The following is a 23,525-nucleotide window of genomic DNA, read 5'->3' as shown; positions in this document are numbered from 1 at the left end:
CGTCCCATGAGCGAGCTCAAAATTTACAACACGCTGGCGCGTGATAAGCAGACCTTTTCCCCGATCGAACCAGGCAAGGTGCGCTTGTACGTGTGCGGCATGACCGTGTATGACTATTGCCACCTCGGCCATGCGCGCGTGATGGTGGTGTTCGACATGGTGCAGCGCTGGCTGCGCAAGTCCGGTTACGACGTGACTTATGTACGCAACATCACCGATATCGAAGACAAGATCATCAAGCGTGCGCAGGAAAACGGGGAATCGATCTACCAGCTGACCGAGCGTTTCATCACGGCCATGAACGAGGATGCCGACGCCCTGGGCGTGCAGCGCCCCGACCATGAGCCGCGCGCCACCGACTACGTGCCGCAGATGCTGGAACTGATCGGCAAGTTGGAGCGCAACGGCCTGGCCTACAAGGCGACCGACGGCGACGTCAATTATTCCGTGCGCGACTTCCCCGGCTACGGCAAGCTTTCCGGCAAGTCGATCGACGACCTGCGCGCCGGCGAGCGGGTGGATGTCAACACCGGCAAGCGCGATCCGCTCGATTTCGTGTTGTGGAAGGCCGCCAAGGAAGGCGAGCCGGACGAAGCCAAATGGGATTCGCAATGGGGCTGTGGCCGGCCCGGCTGGCATATCGAATGCTCGGCCATGTCCAGCGACCTGCTGGGCGACCATTTCGACATCCACGGCGGCGGCCAGGATTTACAGTTCCCGCATCACGAGAACGAGATCGCCCAGTCCGAAGGGGCGCATCGCCACACCTTCGTCAACTACTGGATGCACAACGGTTTCGTGCGCATCGACAACGAGAAGATGTCGAAGTCGCTCGGCAACTTCTTCACCATCCGTGAAGTGCTGCAAAAGTACGACCCGGAAGTGGTGCGCTTCTTCATCCTGCGCGCGCATTACCGCAGCCCGCTGAACTATTCCGATGTCCACCTCGACGATGCCCGCCAGGCATTGACGCGCCTGTACACCGCGCTCAAAGACGTGCCGCCGCAGGAAGGCGCGCTGGATCCGGACGAGGCGCATGCGCTGCGCTTCGCCGAGGCGCTCAACGACGACTTCAACACCCCGGTGGCGGTTTCGGTGCTGTTCGAGCTGGCCAATGAAGTCAACCGCAGCCGCTCGCCGCAGCATGCGCGCCAGTTGAAGGCGCTGGCCGGCGTGCTCGGATTGCTGGAACGCGCGCCGGACGAATTCCTGAAAGGCCGCAGCGGCGCGCAGGAAGACGGCCTGGACGAAGCGCAGATCGAAGCATTGATCGCCGCCCGCAAGGCGGCCAAGCAGGGCAAAAACTTTGCCGAGGCAGACCGCATCCGTGCGGAGCTCACTGCTGCCGGCATCATTCTGGAAGACAAACCGGGCGGGCTGACCGAATGGCGGAGAGCTTGATTTGAATACCATCAGAAAAACAAGCCCGGTCGATCCGACGCTGATCGTCCCCGGCTATTGGGAAGAAGCCAAGGCCGAGCTGATGAAGCGCGACCGCATCATGCGCAAGATCATTCCCCAGTTCGGCGATCTGCAACTGACGGTGCGCGGCGACGCCTTCACCACGCTGGCGCGTTCGGTGATCGGCCAGCAGATCTCGACCAAGGCGGCCAATGCCGTGTGGCAACGCTTTTTGGAGGCCTGCCCCAAATGTACGCCGGCCCAGGTGATCCGTACCGGCCTGGACGGCCTGGCCGCCTGCGGCTTGTCCAAGCGCAAGGCCGAGTACATCCTCGACCTGGCCAACCATTTCAAGGCCAAGACCGTCCATCCCGACAAATGGATCGAGATGGAGGACGAGGCCGTCATTGCCGAAATGATCCAGATCCGCGGGATCGGCCGCTGGACAGCGGAGATGTTTTTGATATTTAATCTGCTGCGCCCCAACGTGCTACCGCTGGACGACTTCGGCTTGCTCAAGGGCATCAGCATCAGTTATTTCTCGGGCGAGCCGGTCTCGCGCAGCGATGCCAGGGAAGTCGCCGCGAACTGGGAACCGTGGCGCACCGTTGCCACATGGTACCTCTGGCGCAGCCTCGATCCGCTGCCGTCGGACTACTGAACGATACAAGGCCGCGAGGGCAGGAGTGGCCGCTGGTGTATACTCCGCTCCTCGCAAGATTGAAGGCAAACCGATGACGAAGCCGTACCCCGCATGGCGCGGGCATCGCGGCATACCATCGGACTTGTTGAACAAAGGAACACAATGAGTAAATCGACAACGACTTTTCTGGGCTTCGAGCAGGCCATCGCCGAGCTGGATGCCAAGATCGAAGAGTTGCGTTTTGTGCAAGACGACTCGGCCGTCGACATCTCCGAAGAGATCGAGCGCCTGGTCAAGAAGAGCCAGCAACTGACCAAGGACATCTACGCCAAGCTCACGCCCTGGCAGGTTTCCCAGATCGCGCGCCACCCGCAACGTCCGTACACCATGGACTACGTGCGCGAAATCTTCACCGACTTCCACGAACTGCATGGCGACCGCACCTTCGCGGACGACCAGTCCATCGTCGGCGGCCTGGCCCGTTTCAATGGCCAGGCTTGCATGGTGATCGGCCACCAGAAGGGGCGCGACACCAAGGAACGCGCCATGCGCAACTTCGGCATGCCCAAGCCGGAAGGCTATCGCAAGGCGATGCGGTTGATGAAGGTCGCCGAAAAATTCAATTTGCCGATTTTTACCTTCGTCGACACCCCGGGCGCGTTTCCCGGCATCGATGCCGAAGAGCGCGGCCAGTCCGAAGCGATCGGCCACAATCTGTATGTGATGGCCGAGCTGAAGGTGCCGCTGATTGCCACCATCATCGGTGAAGGCGGTTCCGGCGGCGCGCTGGCGATCGCCGTGGGCGATTCGGTGCTGATGCTGCAATACGCGACCTATTCGGTGATCTCGCCGGAAGGCTGCGCTTCCATCCTGTGGAAGACCGCCGACCGCGCCGCCGACGCCGCCGAAGCGCTGGGCCTGACCGCGCATCGCCTCAAGGCGATCGGCCTGATCGACAAGATCGTCAACGAACCGCTGGGCGGCGCCCACCGCGACCCCAAGCAGATGGCTTCGCTGTTGAAGCGCGCGTTGTCGGATACGCTGCGCCAGTTCCAGGGGATGAAGACCAAGGAACTGCTGGCCGCCCGCCACGAAAAGCTGATGGCCTACGGCAAGTTCAAGGAACTGAACTCGGCCGAATAACACCGGCCAGGCCTTGCACAGGCTCTGCTACCGAGCGCCAGCGATCCCGGTCGCTGGCGTTTGTCGTTTCTGAGGACGGTTTCCCGGCCGCCCCGCTTGATTACCGATCCTCCCATTTCCAAGGCCATGTCCGATTTCGCCAACCCACCCGATCCTTTGCGTTCTGCGCCCAAAGCGGCGCAGGCCATGCAGCAGGCGCTAGGCGCGTTGCTGGCGGCGCTGCCGGCCGGCGAGCGTCCGGCGGCATTGGCCGTGGCGTACAGCGGCGGCCTCGATTCCTCGGTGCTGCTGGATGCCGCCGCGGCGTTCTGCGCCGCGCATGGCCTGCGCTTGCTGGCGCTGCACGTGCATCATGGATTGAGCCCGAATGCCGACCAATGGCAGCAGCATTGCCAGACGCGCTGCGATGAACTTGGGGTGCCGTTTTTCGCCGAGCGCGTCAGCCTGGCCGGCGTTGCCGACAGCGGCGTGGAAGAGGCCGCACGCGTGGCGCGCTATGCCGCGCTGGGCCGTATGTGCCGCGAACATGGCGCCGGCATCCTGTTGACGGCGCACCATCTGGACGACCAGGCGGAAACGGTATTGCTGCAACTGCTGCGCGGCAGCGGCCTGGCCGGCATGTCGGGCATGGATGCCTGCAATGCCGCTGCGGCGTTGCTGGGCGACGACGCCACCCTGATCGCCCGCCCGTTGCTGGGCATGACGCGCGCGCAACTGGAACAATACGCCGCGGCGCACAGGATCGAGCATATCGAGGACGAGTCCAACGCCGATGTGCGCTATGCGCGCAACGCCTTGCGGCATGGCGTGATGCCGGCACTGGCCAGCGCCTTTCCGGGATTCCAGCAACGCCTGGCGCGCGCCGCCGGACACGCGCAGGGCGCGCAGGAGTTGCTACGCGAGGTCGCGGCGCAGGACCTGGCGCGATGCCGCCATGGCGAACATCTGCTGATGCCGGCCCTGCGCCAGTTGAGCCAGCAGCGCTTCTTCAACCTGATGCGCCACTGGTTCGCCTTGCGCGGCATGCGCATGCCGTCGGCGGCATGGATGCAGGAGATGCGCGCGCAACTGCTGCAGGCGGGCGAGGAGGCGCAACTGTGCGTGTCGCATCCGGACGGCGAGGTGCATCGCTATCGCGACCGCGTATTCCTGGCGCCGCGTCGCACGCCGCCGGCCGAAGGCGAGGTGATTCGCCTGGCATGGAGCGGACAGGCGCAATTGCGCGTCGATGCCTACTACGGCTGGCTGCGATTCGAACGCATCGGGGCCGGCGATGCGCGCCCCGGCATCGATGCGGCATGGTTGGCGCAGCAGCCGTTGGCGGTGCGCGGCCGCGATGGCGGCGAGCGCGTGAAGCTGGCTGCCAACCGTCCGGCGCGCAGCCTCAAGCAACACTTCCAGAGCGCCGACGTGCCGGCCTGGGAACGGCCTTACCTGCCGTTGCTGTTTGCAGCCGATGAACTGGTGTTCGCCGCCGGCATCGGCATGGATTGCGCGCATTTCTCCGCCGGCGGCGAGCGCATCATCATCGGCTGGCAGGCCGACTGAACGGCGCGCGCCGAAGAGAAAAATTCCAGGCGAAAAAATGCCGCATCATGCCTTGCGGCGATGATGCGGCACCCCAGTCATCCCTGACATGGATGGAGCGCGCGACGGCGCTCCGGTGATGCTCTTTGCGTTACCGCTTACTTCTTGGCGCTGTCGGCAGCCGGCTTGACGTCGGTGGCGCCGCCAACCTTTTCGGTTGCCTTCTTGGCGCTCTTCTTGCCAGCCTTCTTCACGTGATGCGCCTTGGCCTTGGCGGCGGTTTCAGCCTTGTCCGCAGGTGCGGCAGCCGGGGCGGCAGCGGCAGGGGCTGCCGCCGCAGCGGCCGGCACGCCGGTCTGGGCGAATACCGGCAGGGTCAGGGCCGACAGCAGGGAAGCGACGATGATGGCTTTGGTTTTCATGGTGTAGTCCTTTCAAGATCCGGATATGTCATCCGTGATGCGTCAATAATGGATAGGTGCTGCGGTGTTGCCGTCGCGGCGCGTCTTCCGTGCGTTGCGCCGCGCTCCGGCGATGCTGCGAAATTACTTGGCCTTGGCGGCGTCGGTTGCCGGCTTGGCTTCGGCGCCTGCGGCTGCCTTCTTTTCATCTTTCTTCTCGGCCTTCTTTCCAGCCTTCTTCGCAACCTTGTGCTTGGCGTGCGAGGTCTTTGCCTTGGGCGCGGCATCGGTCGCGGCAGCCGCAGGGGCTGCGGCCGGAGCGGCGGCGGTGCCGGTCTGTGCGAACACCGGCAGGGCCAGGGCGGTCAGCAGGGAGGCGACGATGACGGATTTGGTTTTCATGGCAGTTCCTTTTGAATGTGGAGGTTTTACGCTCGGCGTCTGATTTCGCGTTTGCCGTGATGATCGCGGCGCCTTACTCCCAATAACGAACTGCCGATCCGGAAGACGACATGAAAGTGTTTCATTTCATCGCGGAAGTGTAAGCAATCGTTGCTGCGTATTTTTCGCCGCCGCGCTGCGTTTTCGTAGCGCCGCTTGCCGGCGGCGAACAGGAATTCGGGGAATCTTTATAATGACGGACTCCCTTACCGCCTCATCGGAATTTCTCATATGGCCTATCAAACCTGGTTCGCATTCTTTGTCGCCGCTTGCGTGATCGCCGTCTCGCCCGGATCGGGCGCGGTATTGTCGATGAGTCACGGCCTGAACTATGGCGTGCGTCGCACCAGCGCCACCATCCTCGGGCTGGAGATCGCGCTGGTGGTGATCCTGGTCATCGCCGGCGCTGGCGTGGGTTCGCTGTTGGTGGCATCCGAAGCCGCCTTCAATACGATCAAGGTGTTGGGCGCTGCCTACCTGATCTATCTGGGCTTTTCGCAATGGCGCGCGCCGGTGGCGGCGGAAAAGCCGGAGGGTGAAGCGCTGGATGCGGCCAATGCCAGTGCGGTGGCCGTGCGCGGCCAGGCCTGGTGGCAGCGTTGCATGACCGGTTTCCTGACCAATGCCACCAACCCCAAGGGCATCGTCTTCATGGTGGCGGTGCTGCCGCAATTCATCGACCACGACCGTCCGCTGTGGCTGCAACTGCTGGTGCTGGCGGTGACCATGGTGGTGGTGGACCTGGTGGTGATGCACGGCTATGCGTTTGCCGCCAGCCGCTTGCAACGCTTTTTCCGCAACCCCAAGGCGATGAAGGTGCAGAACCGCTTTTTCGGCGGAGTGCTGATGCTGGTCGGCGCCGGCCTGTTTTTCTTCAAGCGTACGGCGCACTGAGCGTATGCCGTCCTAAGCGTCGCTTGCAAACGCCGCAGGCAAGGAGTTGCAACGCGGACAGCGGCGTTTTGTGGCGGCCTAAACGACAAGCCCCGGCATGCCGGGGCTTGTCGTTTGCAGCATTGCCGACGGCAGTCGGCGGGTGCTTACTTGCCTTTTTTCAGGCAGGAAGACATGAATGCCTTGCGCTCGTCGCCCTTCTTGCCGGCGGCATCGGCATTGCACTGCTTCATCTTGTCTTGCTGCGTCATGGGTTGGGCGGGCTTGCTGGACAGGCAATCCTTCATGAAGGCCTTGCGTTCGTCGCCTTTCTTGCCGGTGGCGTCCTTGTTACAGGCAGCCATCTTGCTTTGTTGCGCATTCTCCGCCATGGCGGGGGTAGCCAGCAGCAGCGGGGTGGCCAGTGCGAAAGAGGTAATAGCGATCAGCATTTTTTTCATTGGAATCTCCCTGAACAGTGTGGATTCGGGCCTGTTCCCGTCGGAACCTGAGAGGCTGGCTGCTTGCGCTCATGGATCCAATGGTAACGGCCCTTGGGATGCCCGCATGGACCAGCGGTCCGCAGACGAAGGCATTACAGCATGAAAGCTTGCGCCTGCCTAGCGGCAGTATCGCTCAACGCACGCAGGCAAGATCGCCTTCCGGGCAGCCGGACAATGCCTGGAGTTCCCTGGTGCGCTGGCGCGTCTTGTCGGCCAGGCAATTCTGCAGCACCATGCCGCCGGCGGAACCGCCCGCCGCGTTTGAACTTTCGAACCGGCAGGAAAGGTCTCGATACTTGAGCCAGGCCAACTGCACATCGCGGATCTGGTTTTGCTGCGCCGGGCGTAGTTTGGCGCGGTAGGCGAGATAGGTTGCATTGAGTTCGGCGTCGGCCTGGCTGAGATCCTGGCCGGCACAGCCGTTCATGTCGGCCTGGGTGGCGGCCTTGTTGCAATCCAGTGCGTAAGCGCCGGCGCTGGCGCCGCACAAGGGCAGCAGGGCCAGCAGCAGGGCGAAGCGGATGGATGGTGTCATGAATATTTCTCCGGAAAGGCTGGCGCACAGGGGACGGCCGGCATGTTCATGCAGGAAATGAACGGCATCGGTTGGGGGCATGTGCGTCCAACGGGATAAAATCGGGTTTTGCTTGTCTTAGCTTGTGTTAGTGAGTTGTTGTCCGCGCTCTTCTGTGCGCTGCGCAAACTGGTTCTTAGAAGAGCAGGCCGGGCCGAGGTTCTCGGCCAATTGCAACAAGCCGTTTCTGATTGCTGAAAGGAGTGCCGCCAATGGGACTGAGCTGGATGTCCGCCCTCAAACTGATTCCCTGGGGAGACGTGGTGCAAGCCACGCCCGGGATTGTGCGCGGCGCCCGCGATCTCTGGTCGCGCACGCGCCGCGCCAAGTCGGAATCCGACGCGCACGACGGCACGCCGCTGGCGCCAGGCGACACCGCGCAACTGGCCGCGCGCATCGAACAACTGGAAGCTGAACAGCTGGAGGCGAGCCGGCTGATCAACACGCTGGCCGAACAGAACGCCCAACTGGTTGCCACCCTCGATGCGGTACGGCGGCGCACGCGGGCGCTGATGGCTGGTTGCGTATTGCTGGCCGTGGGGCTGGCGGCCTTGTGGCTGCGCTGATTGCCGCACGCTTGTCCCGCCGCCAGCAAGATCGGCGGCATCGTATTACCATAGCGAGGTTTTCAATGGCCTGTTCAACGGCCTGTTCTTGGCCCAGGCTGGCGGCGCAATGCCGTTTCGGTTTTGCCGCTGAAAACCAGAACGCCAGGCCTGTCCGTTTTCGCTGGTTGCGGCGGACGGCTATTTTCCTCCCTCCTGTTTCCGAAAGGACTTTCCCATGCTGAAATCGCAAGGTTACGCTGCACACAATGCAACTTCCCCATTGGCGCCGTTCAGCTTCGAGCGGCGCGAGGTCGGAGCGCACGACGTGCAGATCGACATCCTGTTCTGCGGCGTTTGCCATTCCGACCTGCACATGGCGCGCGACGAATGGAAGGGGACTGCCTTCCCGGTAGTGCCGGGCCACGAGATCGTCGGCCGCGTCGCCAAGGTCGGCGCGCATGTCACCAGGTTCAAGGTCGGCCAGATCGCCGGCGTCGGCTGTATGGTGGATTCCTGCCAGACTTGCGCAAGCTGCGGCGAAGGCCTGGAGCAATATTGCGAGAACGGCTTCACCGGCACCTACAGCGCGCCGGACAAGGTCAGCGGCGGCTATACCTACGGCGGCTACTCCAACAACATCGTGGTCAACGAGAAGTTCGTGCTGTCGGTTTCCGACAAGCTGGACCCGGCCGGCGCCGCGCCGCTCTTGTGCGCGGGCATCACCACCTGGTCGCCGCTGCGCCACTGGAAGGTCGGCCCCGGCCAGAAGGTCGGCATCGTCGGCCTGGGCGGCCTGGGGCACATGGGCGTCAAGCTGGCGCATGCGATGGGCGCGCGCGTGGTGCTGTTCACCACTTCGCCGGACAAGCGGGAAGACGCGCTGCGCCTGGGCGCCGATGAAGTGGTGGTGTCCAAGGACGCGGCGCAGATGGCCGCGCATGCCAACAGCTTCGACTTCATCCTCAATACCGTGGCCGCGCCGCACAATCTGGATGCCTTCATGGTGCTGTTGAAGCGCGAAGGCACCATGACGCTGGTCGGCCTGCCGGAGCATCCGCACCCGTCGCCCTCGGTGGCCAACTTCATCTTCAAGCGCCGCCACCTGGCCGGTTCGCTCATCGGCGGCATCCAGGAAACCCAGGAAATGCTGGATTTCTGCGCCGAGCACGGTATTCACTCCGACATCGAGATCATCAAGATCCAGGACATCAACCAGGCTTACGAGCGCATGCTCAAGAGCGATGTGAAGTACCGCTTCGTGATCGACATGTCGTCGCTGGCAGCCTGAACGACGCAAGCCAAGGAGCGGCGGCCTGCCGGCCTTGTGGCGGCAGGCCGCTTCCTTATTGTTTTGGGTCTCATCGACCTTACTTCGACCTGGAATTGACCACGGCATGTTTGAACAAGCACTGCGCATGACCCGGCGCGACTGGCGCACCGGCGAGTTGCGCTTCCTGCTGATCGCATTGATCGTCGCGGTGGCGGCGCTGTCTTCCGTCGGCTTCTTTGTCGACCGCATGCGCGCGGGCATGACGCGCGACGCCCATCAGTTGCTGGGCGCCGACCTGCTGGTCGCGGCCGACCAGCCGATGCCGGCGCAATGGCTGCAGCAGGCGCAAGAGCGTGGCCTGGCGCAGGCCCAGACGGTCGTGTTCCCCAGCATGGCGCAAGCCGGGAACGGCGAGCAGGCGCGCTCGGTACTGTCGTCGATCAAGGCGGTCACGCCGGGTTATCCGTTGCGCGGGCAGTTGAAGCTGCACGGCGCGGACGGCGCCGACCGGGTTGCCGCCGGCATTCCGCAGGCCGGCACCGTCTGGGTCGATCCGCAGATATTGTCCGCGCTGGATGTGCGCGAGGGTGGCATGCTGAGGCTGGGCGACAAGGATTTCCGCATCGCCGGCATTATTTCGGTGGAACCCGACCGCGGCAGCGCGTTTGTCAATTTCGCGCCGCGCGTGATGCTGGCCGACAGCGACCTGGCCGCCACCAACCTGGTGCAGGTGGGGTCGCGCGTGACCTACCGCTTGCTGCTGGCGGGCGCGCCGGAGCCGGTCAAGGCCTTCCAGCAGGAAGTGGAGCGGCAGATCGAGGCGCAGAAGATGCGCGCCGTGCGCATCGAATCGCTGGAGAACGGCCGCCCTGAAATGCGCGCCACGCTGGATCGCGCCGAGCAGTTCCTGTCGCTGGTGGGATTGTTGTCGGCCATGCTGGCAGCGCTGGCGGTGGCCATGGCGGCGCGCCGTTTCATGATGCGCCATCTGGATGCCTGCGCCATGCTGCGCTGTTTCGGCATGACGCAGAACGAAGTCACGGCGCTGTACCTGATCGAGTTCGTGCTGGTCGGCCTGGCCGCCAGCGCCATCGGCGTGGCGCTCGGCTATGCGGCGCATCTGGCGCTGTTGCAATGGCTGGGCCGCTTCATGCCGACCGCATTGCCGCCGGCCGGCTGGCAGCCGGCGCTGCAGGGTATGGCCACCGGCTTGCTGTTGCTGGTGGGCTTTGCGCTGCCGCCCATCCTGCAACTGCGCAACGTGCCGCACAACCGCGTGATCCGGCGCGAGCAGGGCACGCCGCAGACGCTGACGGTGCTGACCTATGTGCTGGGCACGCTGGTGTTTTCCGGGTTGCTGCTGTGGCAGGCCGGAGACCTCAAGCTGGGCTTGTTGACGGTGGCCGGTTTCCTCGGCGGTTTCGGCCTGTTTGCGCTGGTGGCGTGGCTGTGCCTACGCGCCTTGCGTGGGTTGCGCGGCCTGTTCGACAGCCAGAGCTGGCGCTTCGCCATCGACGGCTTGCAGCGCCGCCCGGCGGCGGCCGTGATGCAGGTGGTGGCGCTGGGACTGGGTTTGATGGCCTTGCTGCTGTTGACGGTGATTCGCGGCGACCTGGTCGGCGCCTGGCAACAAGCGACGCCGCCGGATGCGCCCAACCGTTTCGTGATCAACATCCAGCCCGACCAGCGCGCGGCGGTGACCGGCGCACTGGAGCAGGGCGGGGTCGCCCAGCCGCAGCTGTATCCGATGATCCGCGGCCGCCTGGTGCAGATCAACGGCCGCCAGATCAGCGCGGCCGATTACAAGGAAGACCGCGCCAAGCGCCTGGTCGACCGCGAATTCAACCTCTCGACCATGAAGGACATCCCGCCCGGCAACAGCATCGTGGCCGGCAACTGGTACGACGACAGCAAGCCGGAAGCCTCGGTCGAGCGCGGCCTGGCGCAGACCTTGGGGATCCGGCTGGGGGACCGGCTGCAGTTCGATATCGCCGGCCAGCTGGTGGAGGCGCCGGTGACCAGCCTGCGCAAGCTGGAATGGGGCTCGCTGCGGGTGAACTTCTTTGTGATCATCAACCCGCAAACGATGCGCGATGCGCCGCAAAGCTGGATCACCGCCTTCCATCTGGCGCCGTCGCAGGAAGCGCTGGGCAATACGCTCACGCGCGATTTCCCGAACCTGACCGTGGTCGATATCGGCAACGTGCTGCGCCAGATCCAGGAGGTGGTGGGGCAGGTGATTTCGGCGGTCGAATTCCTGTTCCTGTTCACGCTGTGCTCCGGTGTGCTGGTGCTGTACGCGGCGCTGGCCGGCTCGCAGGACGAGCGCGTGCGCGAGGCGGGCTTGCTGCGGGCGCTGGGCGCGACGCGGGCCGAGCTTTCCCGGGCGCAACGCATCGAGGTGCTGCTGGTGGGTTCGGTGGCGGGTTTGCTGGCGGCCAGCGGCGCGGCCGCCATCGGTTGGGCGCTGGCGCATTACGTCTTCAATTTCGACTGGACGTTCAGCCCGCTGGTATGGATTGCCGGCATGGCCATCGGCGCCGGGTGTTCGGCCCTCGGCGGCTGGGCCGGGCTGCGCCATGTGCTGGGCCGCCCGCCGCTGCAGACGCTGAGGGAGGCGTGATCCGATCCAGGTCAAGATAGCGCCGAAAGCCGCCGCCACGCCGCTTTGAGAGGGCTATACGGGCCAGCGGTGGCGGGCGCGCTGCGGTATCATGGCGGTCTTATGCAAATCGAAGATCCCAATCAGCCGACCACTTTCGACCTGATCGGCGGCGCAGGGAAACTGCGCGAGATGGTCGACCGTTTCTACGACCTGATGGACCTGGAGCCGGAGTTCGCCGGTATCCGCGCGCTGCATCCGCCTTCGTTGGACGGCTCGCGCGAAAAGACCTATATGTTCCTGTCCGGCTGGACCGGCGGCCCCAACCTGTACATCGAGCAGTTCGGCCATCCGCGCCTGCGCGCGCGCCATTTGCCCTTTCCTATCGGCGTCTCGGAACGCGACCAGTGGCTGCGCTGCATGGCGTGGGCGATGCAGGATGTCGGCTTGCCGGAGGAATTGCAAAAGCGCCTGCTGGCGGCCTTTTACCAGACCGCCGACTGGATGCGCAACAAGGCGGAGTAAAACGTCTTGCGCTTGCGCCGCGCGCCGCAATCGCGCACCATGACATATCTTTCTTCCAAGGCCTGTGGCAGCGATGCGCGGGCCGCCATTTCTTTTGCTCCATGACATCCTTTGAACTGATACTCGCCGGCCTGGTGGCGGTCGGCATCGTGCTGCAAATCCTGGTGCTGCTGCGTTCCGGCCGCAAGGACGATAACGGCGCCGAGGCCGCCTTGCAGCAGCTCAAGCTGGACCTGCAACGTCACCAGCAAGATACCGGCGAGCGCATCGAACGCGAACTGCGTAGCCAGGTGCAGGCCAGCGCGCAAAGCACGCGGCAGGAGCTGGGCGCCAATTTCGCCCAGTTGCAGCAGACGCTGGCCACGCAGATCTCCAGCGTGGCGACGCTGCAGAACAACCAGATCGACGGCTTCGCCCAGCAACTGGTCAAGCTCAACGAAACCAATGCCCAGCAGCTCGACGGCATGCGCCAGTCGCTGACGCAGCAGGCGCAGGTCAACCGCGAGGAACAGGCGCTGTCCTTGAAGCGCTTCGGCGATACCCTGAACCAGCAATTGTCGGCGCTGACCGAATCCAACTCCCAGCGCATGGCCGAGGTGCGCGCCACGCTGGAGTCCAAGATCAAGGATCTGCAGAATGACAACGCGCAAAAGCTGGAAGAGATGCGCAAGACCGTGGACGAGAAACTGCATGCCACGCTGGAGCAGCGCCTGGGCGAGTCGTTCAAGCTGGTGTCCGACCGCCTGGACAAGGTGCACCAGGGCCTGGGCGAGATGCAGCAGCTGGCCACCGGCGTGGGCGACCTGAAGCGCGTGCTGACCAACGTCAAGACGCGCGGCACCTGGGGCGAAGTGCAGCTGGAGATTTTGCTGGAGCAGATGCTCACCCCCGACCAGTACGCCAAGAACGTCGAGACCGTGCCGGGCAGCGGCGAGCGGGTGGAGTTCGCCATCCGCCTGCCGGGCGCCAAGGACGATGCGACGCCGGTATGGATGCCGATCGATGCCAAGTTCCCGAAGGAGCAGTACGAGCGCCTGGTGGACGCGGCCGAGCGCGCCGATGCCGACGGCGTGGCGACCGCCAGCAAGGAGCTGGAGCGCGCGGTGCGCGGCGAAGCCAAGACCATCGCCGAGAAATACCTGTCGCCGCCGCTGACCACCGACTTCGCCATCCTGTTCCTGCCGACCGAAGGCCTGTATGCGGAAGTGATGCGCCGTCCGGGCCTGTCGGATGACCTGCAGCGCACGCACCGCGTCACCATCGCCGGGCCATCGACCTTGTCGGCGTTGCTCAACAGCCTGCAGATGGGCTTCCGCACGCTGGCGCTGGAGAAGCGCTCGTCGGAAGTGTGGCAGGTGCTGGGGGCGGTCAAGACCGAGTTCGGCAAGTTCGGCGATGTGCTGGCCTCGACCAAACTTGCGCTGGAACGCGCGGCCAGGAACATCGACCAGGCCGAAACCCGCACGCGCCAGATGACGCGCAAGCTCAAGTCGGTCGAAGCCTTGCCGTCGGAGAGTGCGCAGAAATTGCTGGGAACCGAAGAGCTGGATCTGGGGGACGACGCCGAAGGCGTTTGAGGCCTGGATGGCAAAACGGATGGGAAGAAGGACGGCTTGCCGTCTAATGCCGTTCAGTTAAGCGCTGAACGGCATTTTTGTTTGTGGAGGTTTGTGGAGGCCAGACGCCGTTCGCCCTGAGTAGCTGCGCAGCAGCGTATCGAAGGGCAGGCGAGGCCGCTGATGCTGGCGCGCTGGCTTCGATACGGCCCTGGCGGGCCTACTCAGCCCGAACGGACTCTGTGAATTGGCCTTAACTGAACGGCATTACGGTTTGCTGTTCCTTTTCTATTCTTGGCACTGCATAGGCGCATCAAACCAGGCCGTCAAACACCACCACCGACACTTCTTCCCCTGCTGCCACATCGCCGCGCTCATGTTCCAGCTCGATGATGCAATTGGCATCAGACATCGAGCGCAGGATGCCCGAGCCCTGGGTGCCGGTGAGCCGGACCGACCATACGCCTTGTGCATCGGGCGCGAGAATGCCGCGCTGGTATTCGGTGCGGCCGGTCTTCTTGCGGATGGCGCCGGCCGATCTCACGCGCAGGCGCGGCAGCGGCGATGCTTCGGCGCCGGCCAGGCGCAGCAGGGCGTCGCGCACGAAGAAATAGAAACTCACTGTCACCGCCACCGGATTGCCTGGCAGGCCGAACAGGTAGGCGTCGCGGCCGTTGGAGGCGATACGGCCGAAGGCCAGCGGGCGGCCGGGACGCATGCCGATTTTCCAGAACAGCATGTCGCCCAGGCTGGCCATGGTCTGCTTGGTGTAGTCCGCGGCGCCGACCGAGACGCCGCCGGAGGTGATGACCGCGTCGGCTTCTTCGCAGGCGCTGCGGAAGGCGGCTTCCAGCGCGGCCGGGTCGTCGCCCACCACGCCCAGGTCGAGGATGTCGCAACCCAGGCGCGTGAGCATGCCGTGCAGGGTGTAGCGGTTGGAGTCGTAGACGCAGCCCGGGTCGAGCGGCTCGCCCACCGAGCGCAATTCATCGCCGGTGGAAAAGAAGGCCACGCGCAGGCGGCGCTGCACCGGCACTTCGGCAATGCCGAGCGAGGCCAACAGGCCGATGTCGGAAGGGCGCAATTGCCGGCCGCGCGGCAGCGCCACGGTGCCGATGGCCAGGTCTTCGCCGCGCAGGCGGCGGTTGTCGCCGGGGCGCACGCGGCCGGCGGGGATGGTGACGCCGTGCCGGTCGGCATCGGCGGTCAATTCCTGCGGGATCACGGTATCGCAACCGGCAGGCATGGGCGCCCCGGTCATGATGCGCACGCATTGGCCGCGCAGCACTTCGCCATCGAAGCTGGCGCCGGCATGCACCGCGCCGGCGATTGCCAGGCGCACCTCATTGCCCGCGGCGATATCTTCGCCGCGCATGGCGTAGCCGTCCATGGCCGAATTGTCGTGGGCGGGCACGTCGATGCGGGAGACGATATCTTGCCCCAGCACGCGGCCAAGGGCGCTGCGGATGGCGACTTTTTCTACCGCGTCGATGGGGCGGATGAAATCATGGATGACGCTTTGCGCTTGCGTCACCGTCATGGCATTGGGATCGTAGCCGCTGATGCAACTGATGATGTCGTCGAGGGAGTGCGGGGAAGTCTGGGTCATCGTTCTTGTTCGAGCCGCTGCAGTTCCAGCCCGGTGTTGATATTGCAGAAGGCGCGTTCGTCGGGGAAGTCAACTTCCACGCATTGCAGCGTGGCGAACCAGAATTCCATCTTGCGTTCGCCGGCGGCGAGGTAGGCGTTGAGCGAGGGCAGGGTCGACTTCCTCAGCAGCGAGCATACCGGATGGGCTTGCCTGCTGCCGTCTTTTCCGGTGACGACGAAGGCGGCATCGGCGCCGCTGGCGATCAGTTCATCGGCCAGCCGCGCCACCAGGTCATAGGGGATGAGCGGAGTATCGCAAGGGGCGGTCGCCAGAAACGGCGTGGCGCAGTGCGAGAGACCGCATTGCAGGCCGGCCAGGGGGCCGGGGAAATCGGGGGCGAGGTCGTGCCAGATCGGATAACCGAAGGCGGCATAGCGCTGCTGTGAGCGGTTGGCGTTGACCGCCAGGGTGCAGACCTGCGGCGCCAGCCGTTCCAGCACATGCTGGGCGAGCGGTTTGCCGTGCAGCTCTTGCAGGCCCTTGTCGACGCCGCCCATGCGCGTGCCGCGCCCGCCGGCCAGGACGAGGCCGGTGATATGGCTGGCAACGATGGCAGGTACGGCGGACATGATGCGGTTGGTTGAAAGGGGGGGGGGGGCGAGGCTTAGCCGCCGATGTACGACATTTCGACCTTGCGCCGCGCGCGCGCGTCTTGCTGCTCGCTGCGCAATTCGGAATAGCGGTCGCCGCGCCGATGCCACAGCCGGGCAATGGCGCCGGCGAGCTCGGCATCGCTGCCGCCGTTGCGCACGATGCCGCGCAGGTCGTGGCCTTCGCTGGCAAACAGGCAGGTGTAGACGCGGCCTTCGGTGGACAGCCGGGCGCGCGAGCAATCCTGGCAGAAGGCGTGGGTAACGCTGGAGATGACGCCGATTTCGCCGCTGCCGTCGGCATAGCGCCAGCGTTCGGCGGTTTCGCCGGTGTAGTTGGGATCGGCTTCGACCAGCGGCAATTCGGCGGCGATGCGGCGCACCACCTCGTCGGATGGCACCACCTGGTCCATGCGCCAGCCGTTGGAACTGCCCACGTCCATGTATTCGATGAAGCGCAGGATGGCGGACGTGCCCTTGAAACGGCGCGCCATCGGCAGGATCTCGTGGTCGTTCAGGCCTTTCTTGACCACCATGTTGATCTTGAGCGGGCCCAGGCCGGCGACATGCGCGGCCTCGATGCCTTCCAGCACGCGCGCTACCGGGAAGTCGACGTCGTTCATGCGGCGGAAGTTTTCATCGTCCAGCGAATCGAGCGAGACGGTCACGCGCTTCAGGCCGGCATCCTTCAAGGCCTGGGCCTTCTGCTTGAGCAAGGTGCCGTTGGTGGTCAGCGTGAGGTCGATCTCGCGTCCCTCGGGCGTGCGCAACGCGGCCAGCATCTCGACCAGGCGTTCGATGTTCTTGCGTAGCAGCGGCTCGCCGCCGGTCAGGCGGATCTTGTGCACGCCATGCGCCACGAACTGGCGCGCCACACGGGTGATTTCCTCGAAGGTGAGCAGGGCGGAATGCGGCAGGAACTGGTATTGCTTGTCGAATACGTCCTTGGGCATGCAATAGACGCAACGGAAGTTGCAGCGATCCGTCACGGAGATGCGCAGATCGTGCAGCGGCCGCCCCAATGCATCGGCCAGCAGGCCGACGGGCTCCGCGGGAACCGGCAACAGGGCCGCCCCCAGGCTCAATGGCACGGCTTGCCGATAATCAACGATGGGAATGACGCGCTTGTTCATACGGGCTGGCTGATACAGATGTGTAACGATAGCACGGCTGGCAACACCGAGTAGATGCACAATTGTGCATATTCGCTATTTCCCGCAGGCATGGGCAGACATGGGGCGGCAGCGCTTCCATGCGGCAAGGGACTTTGCCGGCCGTGGCGGCATGCTGGCGCTTGCCTGGCAGCATGGCGCCGGCGCCACTGTATTTGCCTGACGGGTGCTCAACTGTAACCCGTCGCCTCCGATAAAAGAAAAAGGGAGCCGAAGCTCCCTTTTTCATCACTGCTCAAGCCAATCAGCGGCGCGTCTCAACCTGGACCAAAGGTTCGGTCGACTGGGGCGGCAGCGGCTTGCGTTCGCGCGGCACACGGGGCGGCGTCACGAAGTTGGCCGCGGCTGCCTGTGCGGCTTGCAGCTTGACCGGGTCGGTCGTGGCCAGGGTCAGGCCGGCCTGGGACAGCATCTGGTTCAGCGAATCCCACTGTGCCGGATTGCCTGCGGCTTGCGCCGGGGCTTTCTGGACCGGTGCGGCCACGCTTGCCACGGCTGCATCCGGCAAGCTGATCGGCTGCGGCGCCGGCTGGGCGCTGGCGGGTTCGGCGGCTTGCACCAATTCCAGCGGCGCTTCCGATGCGGCCGGGACGGCAGCGGGAGCCTGGACCGGTTCGAAGGCCGGCGCCGGAGCGAAGCTGGCGTCGATGGATTGCGCCGGCGGCTCGATCGGTTCGCTGTGTGCGAATACCGCTTCGGTCGCTTCGGCTGCTGCCGCGGCGACGGCTTCCACCGAATTCACGCCGCTTTCAACCGTGGCTGCGCTTTCAGCAGGTGCCGCAACCGCAGATGTTTCAACGGCAACGGCAGGCGTTGCAACCGGCGGCGCTGGCGGAACCGGCGATGCTGCAAAGGAGGCTTGCGCGATGGCGGCATCGGCCGCTTCGCCAGCGGCGATGTCGGCTTGGCCGATCACTGCTGCGGCAGAGACGTTGTCGGCGCTCTCAACGGCGTCGGCATTGCCTGCTTCCGAACCTTCTTCAATCACGTTGCCGTTTTCGTCGCGTTCGCGGCGATGACGGTTGCGGCCGCCACGACGGCGGCGACGGCGCGGTTCGGCGCCGCCTTCGGAGGCTTCCGCGCCTTCGCCGGCTTCGACCTGTGTGCCTTCAACCTGGACGGCTTGCTCGTCGGATGCGATCGCTGCCGTTGTGGCGGCGACTGCCACTCCCGCGGTGGCGGCGCCGGCTGCCAGTGCGGCTTCCAGCGGCAGGCCATCTTCGGACTTGGCCTCCTTGTTGCGTTCGCCACGCGGGGCGCGCGGTTCACGCGGCTGGCGCGGTTTGCGTTGCTCACGACCTTCACGGCCTTCGCGGCCTTCACGCGGTTCACGAGCTTCGCGCGGCTCGCGGCGATTTTCCTTGTTTTCCAGGCCTTCACGGGCCAGGGCCTCACGCGGCTCGCGCGGTTCACGGCCTTCGCGCGGCGGACGCGGCGAACGTTGCTGCTTGCCTTCGATGGCGTCGCCGGTCTTGAGCTCCGGAGTAGCCTGGTTGCCGTCACGGTTGCGCGCATTGCGCTCGCCGCCGCGTTCATTGCCACGCTCATTGCCGCGTTCGCTGCGGTTGCGGTTACGGCCGTTACGGTCGCGGTTGTTGCGATCGCCTTCGCGCTTGGCCGGCGCCTTGGCTTCGACCGGGGCCGGAGCGGCGACCGGGGCGACAGGCTTCTTGCGGAAGAAGCTGAAGATCTTGCCCAGCAGGCCTGCTTCCGGCGCCAGTGTCGGCGGCGGCACGGGCGCGGGTTCGGGAGCCTTGCGTTCGACGATCGGGGCAGGCTGGTCCGGGGTGATGCCCTTGACCACGGCTTCCTGGCGCGGCTTGAGGTCTTCCTTCTGGCGCTTGCTGTAGCCGATGTCGGTGTCGGCCTGCTCGGCCATGGCGTAGCTGGCTTGGGCGTCGTCCAGGCGCGGATCGTCGTGCTTGATCCGTTCCATCTTGTAGTGCGGGGTTTCCAGGTGCTTGTTGGGGATCATGATGACCGTCACGCGGTGGCGCGTTTCGATCTTCAGGATTTCGCCGCGCTTCTCGTTCAACAGGAAGGCGGCCACGTCGACCGGCGCCTGCACGTGGATGGCGGCGGAGTTTTCCTTCATCGCCTCTTCCTGGATGATGCGCAGGACTTGCAGGGCGGAGGATTCGGTATCGCGGATGTGGCCGGTGCCGTTGCAGCGCGGGCAGGTCACGTGGCTGCCTTCGGACAGCGACGGGCGCAGGCGCTGGCGCGACAGTTCCATCAGGCCGAAGCGCGAGATCTTGCCCATCTGGACGCGGGCGCGGTCATGGTGCAGGGCGTCTTTGAGGCGGCCTTCGACTTCGCGCTGGTTCTTGCTGTTCTCCATGTCGATGAAGTCGATCACGATCAGGCCGCCCAGGTCGCGCAGGCGCAACTGGCGGGCCACTTCGTCGGCCGCTTCAAGGTTGGTGTTGAACGCGGTGGTCTCGATGTCGCTGCCGCGGGTGGCGCGCGCCGAGTTGACGTCCACCGAGACCAGGGCTTCGGTGTGGTCGATCACGATGGCGCCGCCGGAAGGCAGTGGCACGGTGCGCGAGTAGGCGGTTTCGATCTGGTGTTCGATCTGGAAGCGCGAGAACAGCGGCACGTCGTCGCGGTAGCGCTTGACGCGGTGGATCATGTCCGGCATCACGTGGGCCATGAACTGCTGGGCCTGGTCGTGGATGTCGTCGGTGTCGATCAGGATTTCGCCGATGTCGGGCTGGAAGTAGTCGCGGATGGCGCGGATGACCAGCGAGGATTCCTGGTAGATCAGGAAGGCGCCCGATGTCGATTGGCCGGCGCCTTCGATGGCGCGCCACAGTTGCATCAGGTAGTTCAGGTCCCACTGCAGTTCGTCGACGTTGCGGCCGATGCCTGCGGTGCGGGCGATGACGGACATGCCGCCGGGCAGGTCCAGCTTGTCCATGGTTTCGCGCAGTTCCTGGCGGTCTTCGCCTTCGACCCGGCGCGAGACGCCGCCGCCGCGCGGATTGTTGGGCATGAGCACCAGGTAGCGGCCGGCCAGGGAGATGAACGAGGTCAGGGCCGCGCCCTTGTTGCCGCGCTCTTCCTTTTCGACCTGGACGATGATTTCCTGGCCTTCGCGCAGCGCTTCCTTGATGGTGGCGTTGCGCACATCGACGCCTTCCTTGAAGTAGGTGCGGGCCACTTCCTTGAAAGGCAGGAAACCATGGCGTTCTTCGCCGTAGTTGACGAAGCAGGCTTCCAGCGAGGGTTCGATGCGGGTAATGACACCCTTGTAGATGTTGGACTTGCGCTGTTCGCGTCCGGTCGTTTCGATATCGATGTCGATCAGTTTCTGACCGTCAACGATGGCTACGCGCAGCTCTTCCTGCTGCGTAGCGTTGAACAACATACGTTTCATGTTTTCACTCCGGGATCCGAAGATCCTTCAAATGGCGCCGTCCGGTTGCGGAGTCGGCGCCAAAAGTACAGGGGATGTACGCGAGAACGGAAGTGATCGGGAGAGGGAATTGCCTTACTGTGTGGAGTGCAGTTTATAAAGCACTCAAGCACAACGGGGCGCGGATGCGCTGGACGGGAACGCCGGGCAGCGCCGTATCCGCGCCCGGCGTTCCGCAATAAGCGGTCGCACGGTCTGCTGCGGACGGTAAGCTGGTCTGTGGAGCCAAACGATTCATGTTTATATGGGTTGGCGACGGCGATCGGGTTCAACGCATCAACCGGCAAGCTTCGCGGCGATCCGGTTTTGGTTCGCGGCCCGGCCCGGGCAAAGCGCTGCAAATCGCGGCCGGCCATGTGGGCCAACCGCTTGTTGCGCTGCTTGCTGCCAGCGGGCTGTGCGCTGCGATCCAGAATCCGGGGCACCGGATGCGAGTCTTGCCAGACTTTTATCCTGATGATCCAAACAATTCTGTTCCACTTCCAAGTGCGTTATCCGATTGCAACTGCGGTGCAAACTGGACTCGCGCAGGGAAGATGCGTACTCGTTTCGAGGCCTTGTTAATCTGTCGAGCGGCATTTACGGCTGCTTGATCTGGCTTGATCGAGCCGTCGCAGCGCCGTTTTGGGCGTCTGCAGTGCCGCACGTCGTCATTTTCGGGGCCCCCTTCGTCAATTTTGCAATTCGCGAGGCTGACGAAGTCTCCTCTTGTGTAGAATGTTCCTTTTTATTCTACTGACGCGGTTTTTTGACCAGCGTCGAACGATTATATATTCAAAATGAAGGACTTAGCGAGATTTTCTAGGGGGGCTTCTGAATCCGCCAAAGCGGCGGCGGCTCCCCGGAACGCAGCAGGCTCGCACAGCGTCCCTCAAGTGCAGTTGCTGACCATTTCCGAAGAAGACGCCGGACAGCGGATCGACAATTTCCTGCTGCGGATCTGCAAAGGCGTTCCCAAGAGCCATATCTATCGTGTCCTGCGGTCGGGGGAGGTGCGCGTCAACAAAGGCCGCATCGACCAGACCTACCGCCTGGCCGACGGCGATGTGGTGCGCGTTCCTCCAATACGAGTTGCAGAAAAGCAAGAAATTGCCGTTCCTGGCGCCGAATTCCGGATCTTGCTCGAAGACAGCCATATGCTGGTGATCGACAAGCCGGCCGGCGTGGCGGTGCACGGCGGCTCGGGCGTGAGCTACGGCGTGATCGAGCAGTTGCGCGCGGCGCGTCCGCAGGCCAAGTTCCTGGAGCTGGTGCACCGGCTCGACCGCGACACCTCCGGCGTATTGCTGATTGCCAAGAAGCGCTCGGCCCTGACCAACCTGCACGACCAGATGCGCGACGGCGTGACCGACAAGCGCTACCTGACCCTGGTGCGGGGCGATTGGAAGAATGCGCGCCAGCACATCAAGTTGCCCTTATTCAAATACAGTACGCCCGACGGCGAGCGGCGAGTGCGGGTGCAGGCCGACGGCCAGGCGTCGCATACGGTATTTTCCCTGTTGCAACGTTTCGGCGAATTTGCCCTGCTGGAGGCCGAGCTCAAGACCGGCCGCACGCACCAGATCCGGGTTCACCTGTCGTCCAGCGGCTTCCCGATCGTGGGGGATGACAAGTACGGCGATTTCGCGCTGAACAAGGCGCTGCAGAAGGCAGATGGCAAGCGCATCGCCTTGAAGCGCATGTTCCTGCATGCCTGGCAGATCAGTTTTACCCATCCCGACAGCGGCCAGACCGTGACGCTGAAAGCGGCCTTGCCGGCCGAATGCGAGAATTTCCTGCGCAGCCTGCAGGATGTCGGCAGCGATCCGGTATGGTCCGGCGAGTCTGTCGGAGCCGCAGGCGACTGAAGAGCGGTGCCGTGGCGCGCCGGATATGATACTTTCTGGCCGGCATTGGCAATGATGCATGTCTGCCCGGTGATCGTCACGATACCGGCGGGCTTGCCCAGAATGAACGGAAAACATGGCTAGAAAGCAATTCGACCTGATCGTCTTCGACTGGGACGGTACCCTGATGGACAGCACTTCGACCATCGTGCGCTGCATCCAGGCGGCGGCGCGGGATCTGGGGCTGCCGATTCCCGACAAGAGCGCCGCCTCCTACGTGATTGGCCTGGGCCTGCAGGACGCCATGCAGGCGGCCATCCCCGACGTCGACCCGAAATACTACCCGCGCATCGTCGAGCGCTACCGCCACCATTACCTGGGGCAGGACAAGGATCTCACGCTGTTCGACGGCGTGCCCGAAATGCTGGCCGACCTGTCGCAACAAGGCTATTTCCTGGCCGTGGCCACCGGCAAGAGCCGGGTCGGGCTGAACCGCGCGATGAATACCACCGGCCTGTTGTCGGTGTTCGACGCCACCCGTTGCGCCGACGAGACCTTTTCCAAGCCGCATCCGGCCATGCTGCAGGAGCTCACGCGCGAACTGGGGCAGGACATGGGCCGCACGCTGATGATCGGCGATACCACCCACGACCTGCAGATGGCCATCAACGCCAGTGCCAAAGGCGTTGCGGTGGAGTTCGGCGCGCATCCGGTGGCCCAGCTGGCAGCGCTCAATCCGCTGTTTTCCGCCAAATCGATCCGCGAGCTGCACCAATGGCTCACTGACAACGCCTGAGGCCGCATGCACTTCCGATCGGGTGGCGGCATCGTGCCATCGCCTTCCGCCACTGCCAGACC

General features: G+C 64.3%; 20 protein-coding genes. 12 read left to right on the top strand and 8 right to left on the bottom strand.

Features of this window, described 5'->3' with window-relative positions:
- The first annotated feature begins 6 nt into the window (after positions 1-6).
- From cysS to tilS, 4 genes are all read left to right on the top strand, one after another.
- A complete protein-coding gene (gene cysS, locus FB597_RS17350) occupies positions 7-1,401 on the top strand; it encodes a cysteine--tRNA ligase (RefSeq protein ID WP_144770205.1) in 1,395 nt (464 codons plus the stop codon).
- A gap of 1 nt (position 1,402) precedes the next feature.
- Positions 1,403-2,062: a DNA-3-methyladenine glycosylase gene (locus tag FB597_RS17345; RefSeq protein ID WP_141911234.1), complete on the top strand. Its 660-nt coding sequence runs from the start codon at positions 1,403-1,405 to the stop codon at positions 2,060-2,062.
- A 144-nt stretch (positions 2,063-2,206) separates the two neighbouring features.
- The gene (locus FB597_RS17340) at positions 2,207-3,187 is read left to right on the top strand and encodes an acetyl-CoA carboxylase carboxyltransferase subunit alpha (RefSeq protein WP_141911236.1); all 981 of its coding nucleotides are present in this window, start codon (positions 2,207-2,209) and stop codon (positions 3,185-3,187) included.
- A 186-nt stretch (positions 3,188-3,373) separates the two neighbouring features.
- On the top strand, positions 3,374-4,735 hold the full coding sequence (gene tilS, locus FB597_RS17335; protein WP_186442810.1) for a tRNA lysidine(34) synthetase TilS: 1,362 nt from the start codon (positions 3,374-3,376) through the stop codon (positions 4,733-4,735).
- Positions 4,736-4,872: 137 nt separating this feature from the next.
- Here tilS and FB597_RS17330 read toward each other — a convergent pair whose 3' ends face one another.
- Both FB597_RS17330 and FB597_RS17325 read right to left on the bottom strand, forming a co-directional pair.
- Positions 4,873-5,136, bottom strand: a complete 264-nt coding sequence (locus FB597_RS17330) for a hypothetical protein (RefSeq protein ID WP_144770204.1) — start codon at positions 5,134-5,136, stop codon at positions 4,873-4,875.
- A 123-nt stretch (positions 5,137-5,259) separates the two neighbouring features.
- Positions 5,260-5,517, bottom strand: a complete 258-nt coding sequence (locus FB597_RS17325; RefSeq protein ID WP_144770203.1) for a hypothetical protein — start codon at positions 5,515-5,517, stop codon at positions 5,260-5,262.
- 270 nt (positions 5,518-5,787) lie between these two features.
- Here FB597_RS17325 and FB597_RS17320 point away from each other — a divergent pair, with 270 nt between their 5' ends.
- Positions 5,788-6,450, top strand: coding sequence for a LysE family transporter (locus tag FB597_RS17320; protein WP_144770202.1), 663 nt, complete (start codon positions 5,788-5,790; stop codon positions 6,448-6,450).
- Between the two features lie 146 nt (positions 6,451-6,596).
- On the opposite strand, the gene FB597_RS17315 is transcribed toward FB597_RS17320, so the two are convergent.
- Together FB597_RS17315 and FB597_RS17310 are read right to left on the bottom strand one after the other, a co-directional pair.
- Positions 6,597-6,890 (bottom strand): PsiF family protein, encoded by a 294-nt coding sequence (locus tag FB597_RS17315; RefSeq protein ID WP_141911242.1) that lies wholly within the window; start codon positions 6,888-6,890, stop codon positions 6,597-6,599.
- 175 nt (positions 6,891-7,065) lie between these two features.
- The gene (locus tag FB597_RS17310) at positions 7,066-7,467 is read right to left on the bottom strand and encodes a lysozyme inhibitor LprI family protein (RefSeq protein ID WP_141911244.1); all 402 of its coding nucleotides are present in this window, start codon (positions 7,465-7,467) and stop codon (positions 7,066-7,068) included.
- Positions 7,468-7,718: 251 nt separating this feature from the next.
- On the opposite strand from FB597_RS17310, the gene FB597_RS17305 reads away from it, so the two are divergent.
- The 5 genes from FB597_RS17305 to rmuC all read left to right on the top strand — a co-directional run bounded on the left by FB597_RS17305 (position 7,719) and on the right by rmuC (position 14,028).
- Positions 7,719-8,072 carry a hypothetical protein gene (locus FB597_RS17305; RefSeq protein ID WP_141911246.1) on the top strand — a complete coding sequence of 118 codons (354 nt, stop codon included), beginning with the start codon at positions 7,719-7,721 and terminating at the stop codon, positions 8,070-8,072.
- A 217-nt stretch (positions 8,073-8,289) separates the two neighbouring features.
- The gene (locus FB597_RS17300) at positions 8,290-9,342 is read left to right on the top strand and encodes an NAD(P)-dependent alcohol dehydrogenase (RefSeq protein ID WP_141911248.1); all 1,053 of its coding nucleotides are present in this window, start codon (positions 8,290-8,292) and stop codon (positions 9,340-9,342) included.
- 106 nt (positions 9,343-9,448) lie between these two features.
- Positions 9,449-11,947, top strand: coding sequence for an ABC transporter permease (locus FB597_RS17295; protein WP_144770201.1), 2,499 nt, complete (start codon positions 9,449-9,451; stop codon positions 11,945-11,947).
- Positions 11,948-12,049: 102 nt separating this feature from the next.
- Complete coding sequence (locus tag FB597_RS17290; protein ID WP_141911252.1) at positions 12,050-12,451, top strand: group II truncated hemoglobin; 402 nt, start codon at positions 12,050-12,052, stop codon at positions 12,449-12,451.
- A 101-nt stretch (positions 12,452-12,552) separates the two neighbouring features.
- Positions 12,553-14,028 carry a DNA recombination protein RmuC gene (rmuC, locus tag FB597_RS17285; protein WP_186442809.1) on the top strand — a complete coding sequence of 492 codons (1,476 nt, stop codon included), beginning with the start codon at positions 12,553-12,555 and terminating at the stop codon, positions 14,026-14,028.
- Between the two features lie 292 nt (positions 14,029-14,320).
- On the opposite strand, the gene glp is transcribed toward rmuC, so the two are convergent.
- The 4 genes from glp to FB597_RS17265 all read right to left on the bottom strand — a co-directional run bounded on the left by glp (position 14,321) and on the right by FB597_RS17265 (position 20,802).
- Positions 14,321-15,616 (bottom strand): gephyrin-like molybdotransferase Glp, encoded by a 1,296-nt coding sequence (glp, locus tag FB597_RS17280; protein ID WP_144770200.1) that lies wholly within the window; start codon positions 15,614-15,616, stop codon positions 14,321-14,323.
- Positions 15,613-16,227 (bottom strand): molybdenum cofactor guanylyltransferase MobA, encoded by a 615-nt coding sequence (mobA, locus tag FB597_RS17275; protein ID WP_141911256.1) that lies wholly within the window; start codon positions 16,225-16,227, stop codon positions 15,613-15,615. Before mobA ends, glp begins: the two co-directional genes overlap by 4 nt.
- A gap of 35 nt (positions 16,228-16,262) precedes the next feature.
- Entirely contained in the window at positions 16,263-17,381 is a 1,119-nt protein-coding gene (gene moaA / locus FB597_RS17270) for a GTP 3',8-cyclase MoaA (RefSeq protein WP_144770199.1), read from the bottom strand.
- A gap of 283 nt (positions 17,382-17,664) precedes the next feature.
- Complete coding sequence (locus FB597_RS17265) at positions 17,665-20,802, bottom strand: Rne/Rng family ribonuclease (RefSeq protein WP_144770198.1); 3,138 nt, start codon at positions 20,800-20,802, stop codon at positions 17,665-17,667.
- A gap of 818 nt (positions 20,803-21,620) precedes the next feature.
- Here FB597_RS17265 and rluC point away from each other — a divergent pair.
- Together rluC and FB597_RS17255 are read left to right on the top strand one after the other, a co-directional pair.
- The gene (gene rluC, locus FB597_RS17260) at positions 21,621-22,688 is read left to right on the top strand and encodes a 23S rRNA pseudouridine(955/2504/2580) synthase RluC (RefSeq protein ID WP_144770197.1); all 1,068 of its coding nucleotides are present in this window, start codon (positions 21,621-21,623) and stop codon (positions 22,686-22,688) included.
- A gap of 115 nt (positions 22,689-22,803) precedes the next feature.
- Positions 22,804-23,463 carry an HAD-IA family hydrolase gene (locus FB597_RS17255; protein ID WP_141911263.1) on the top strand — a complete coding sequence of 220 codons (660 nt, stop codon included), beginning with the start codon at positions 22,804-22,806 and terminating at the stop codon, positions 23,461-23,463.
- Positions 23,464-23,525 lie beyond the last annotated feature (62 nt).

This window comes from Herbaspirillum sp. SJZ099 (assembly GCF_007828355.1).
In the GTDB taxonomy this organism is placed as follows: domain Bacteria; phylum Pseudomonadota; class Gammaproteobacteria; order Burkholderiales; family Burkholderiaceae_D; genus Herbaspirillum.
This window is presented reverse-complemented; position numbering and strand designations above follow the sequence as displayed.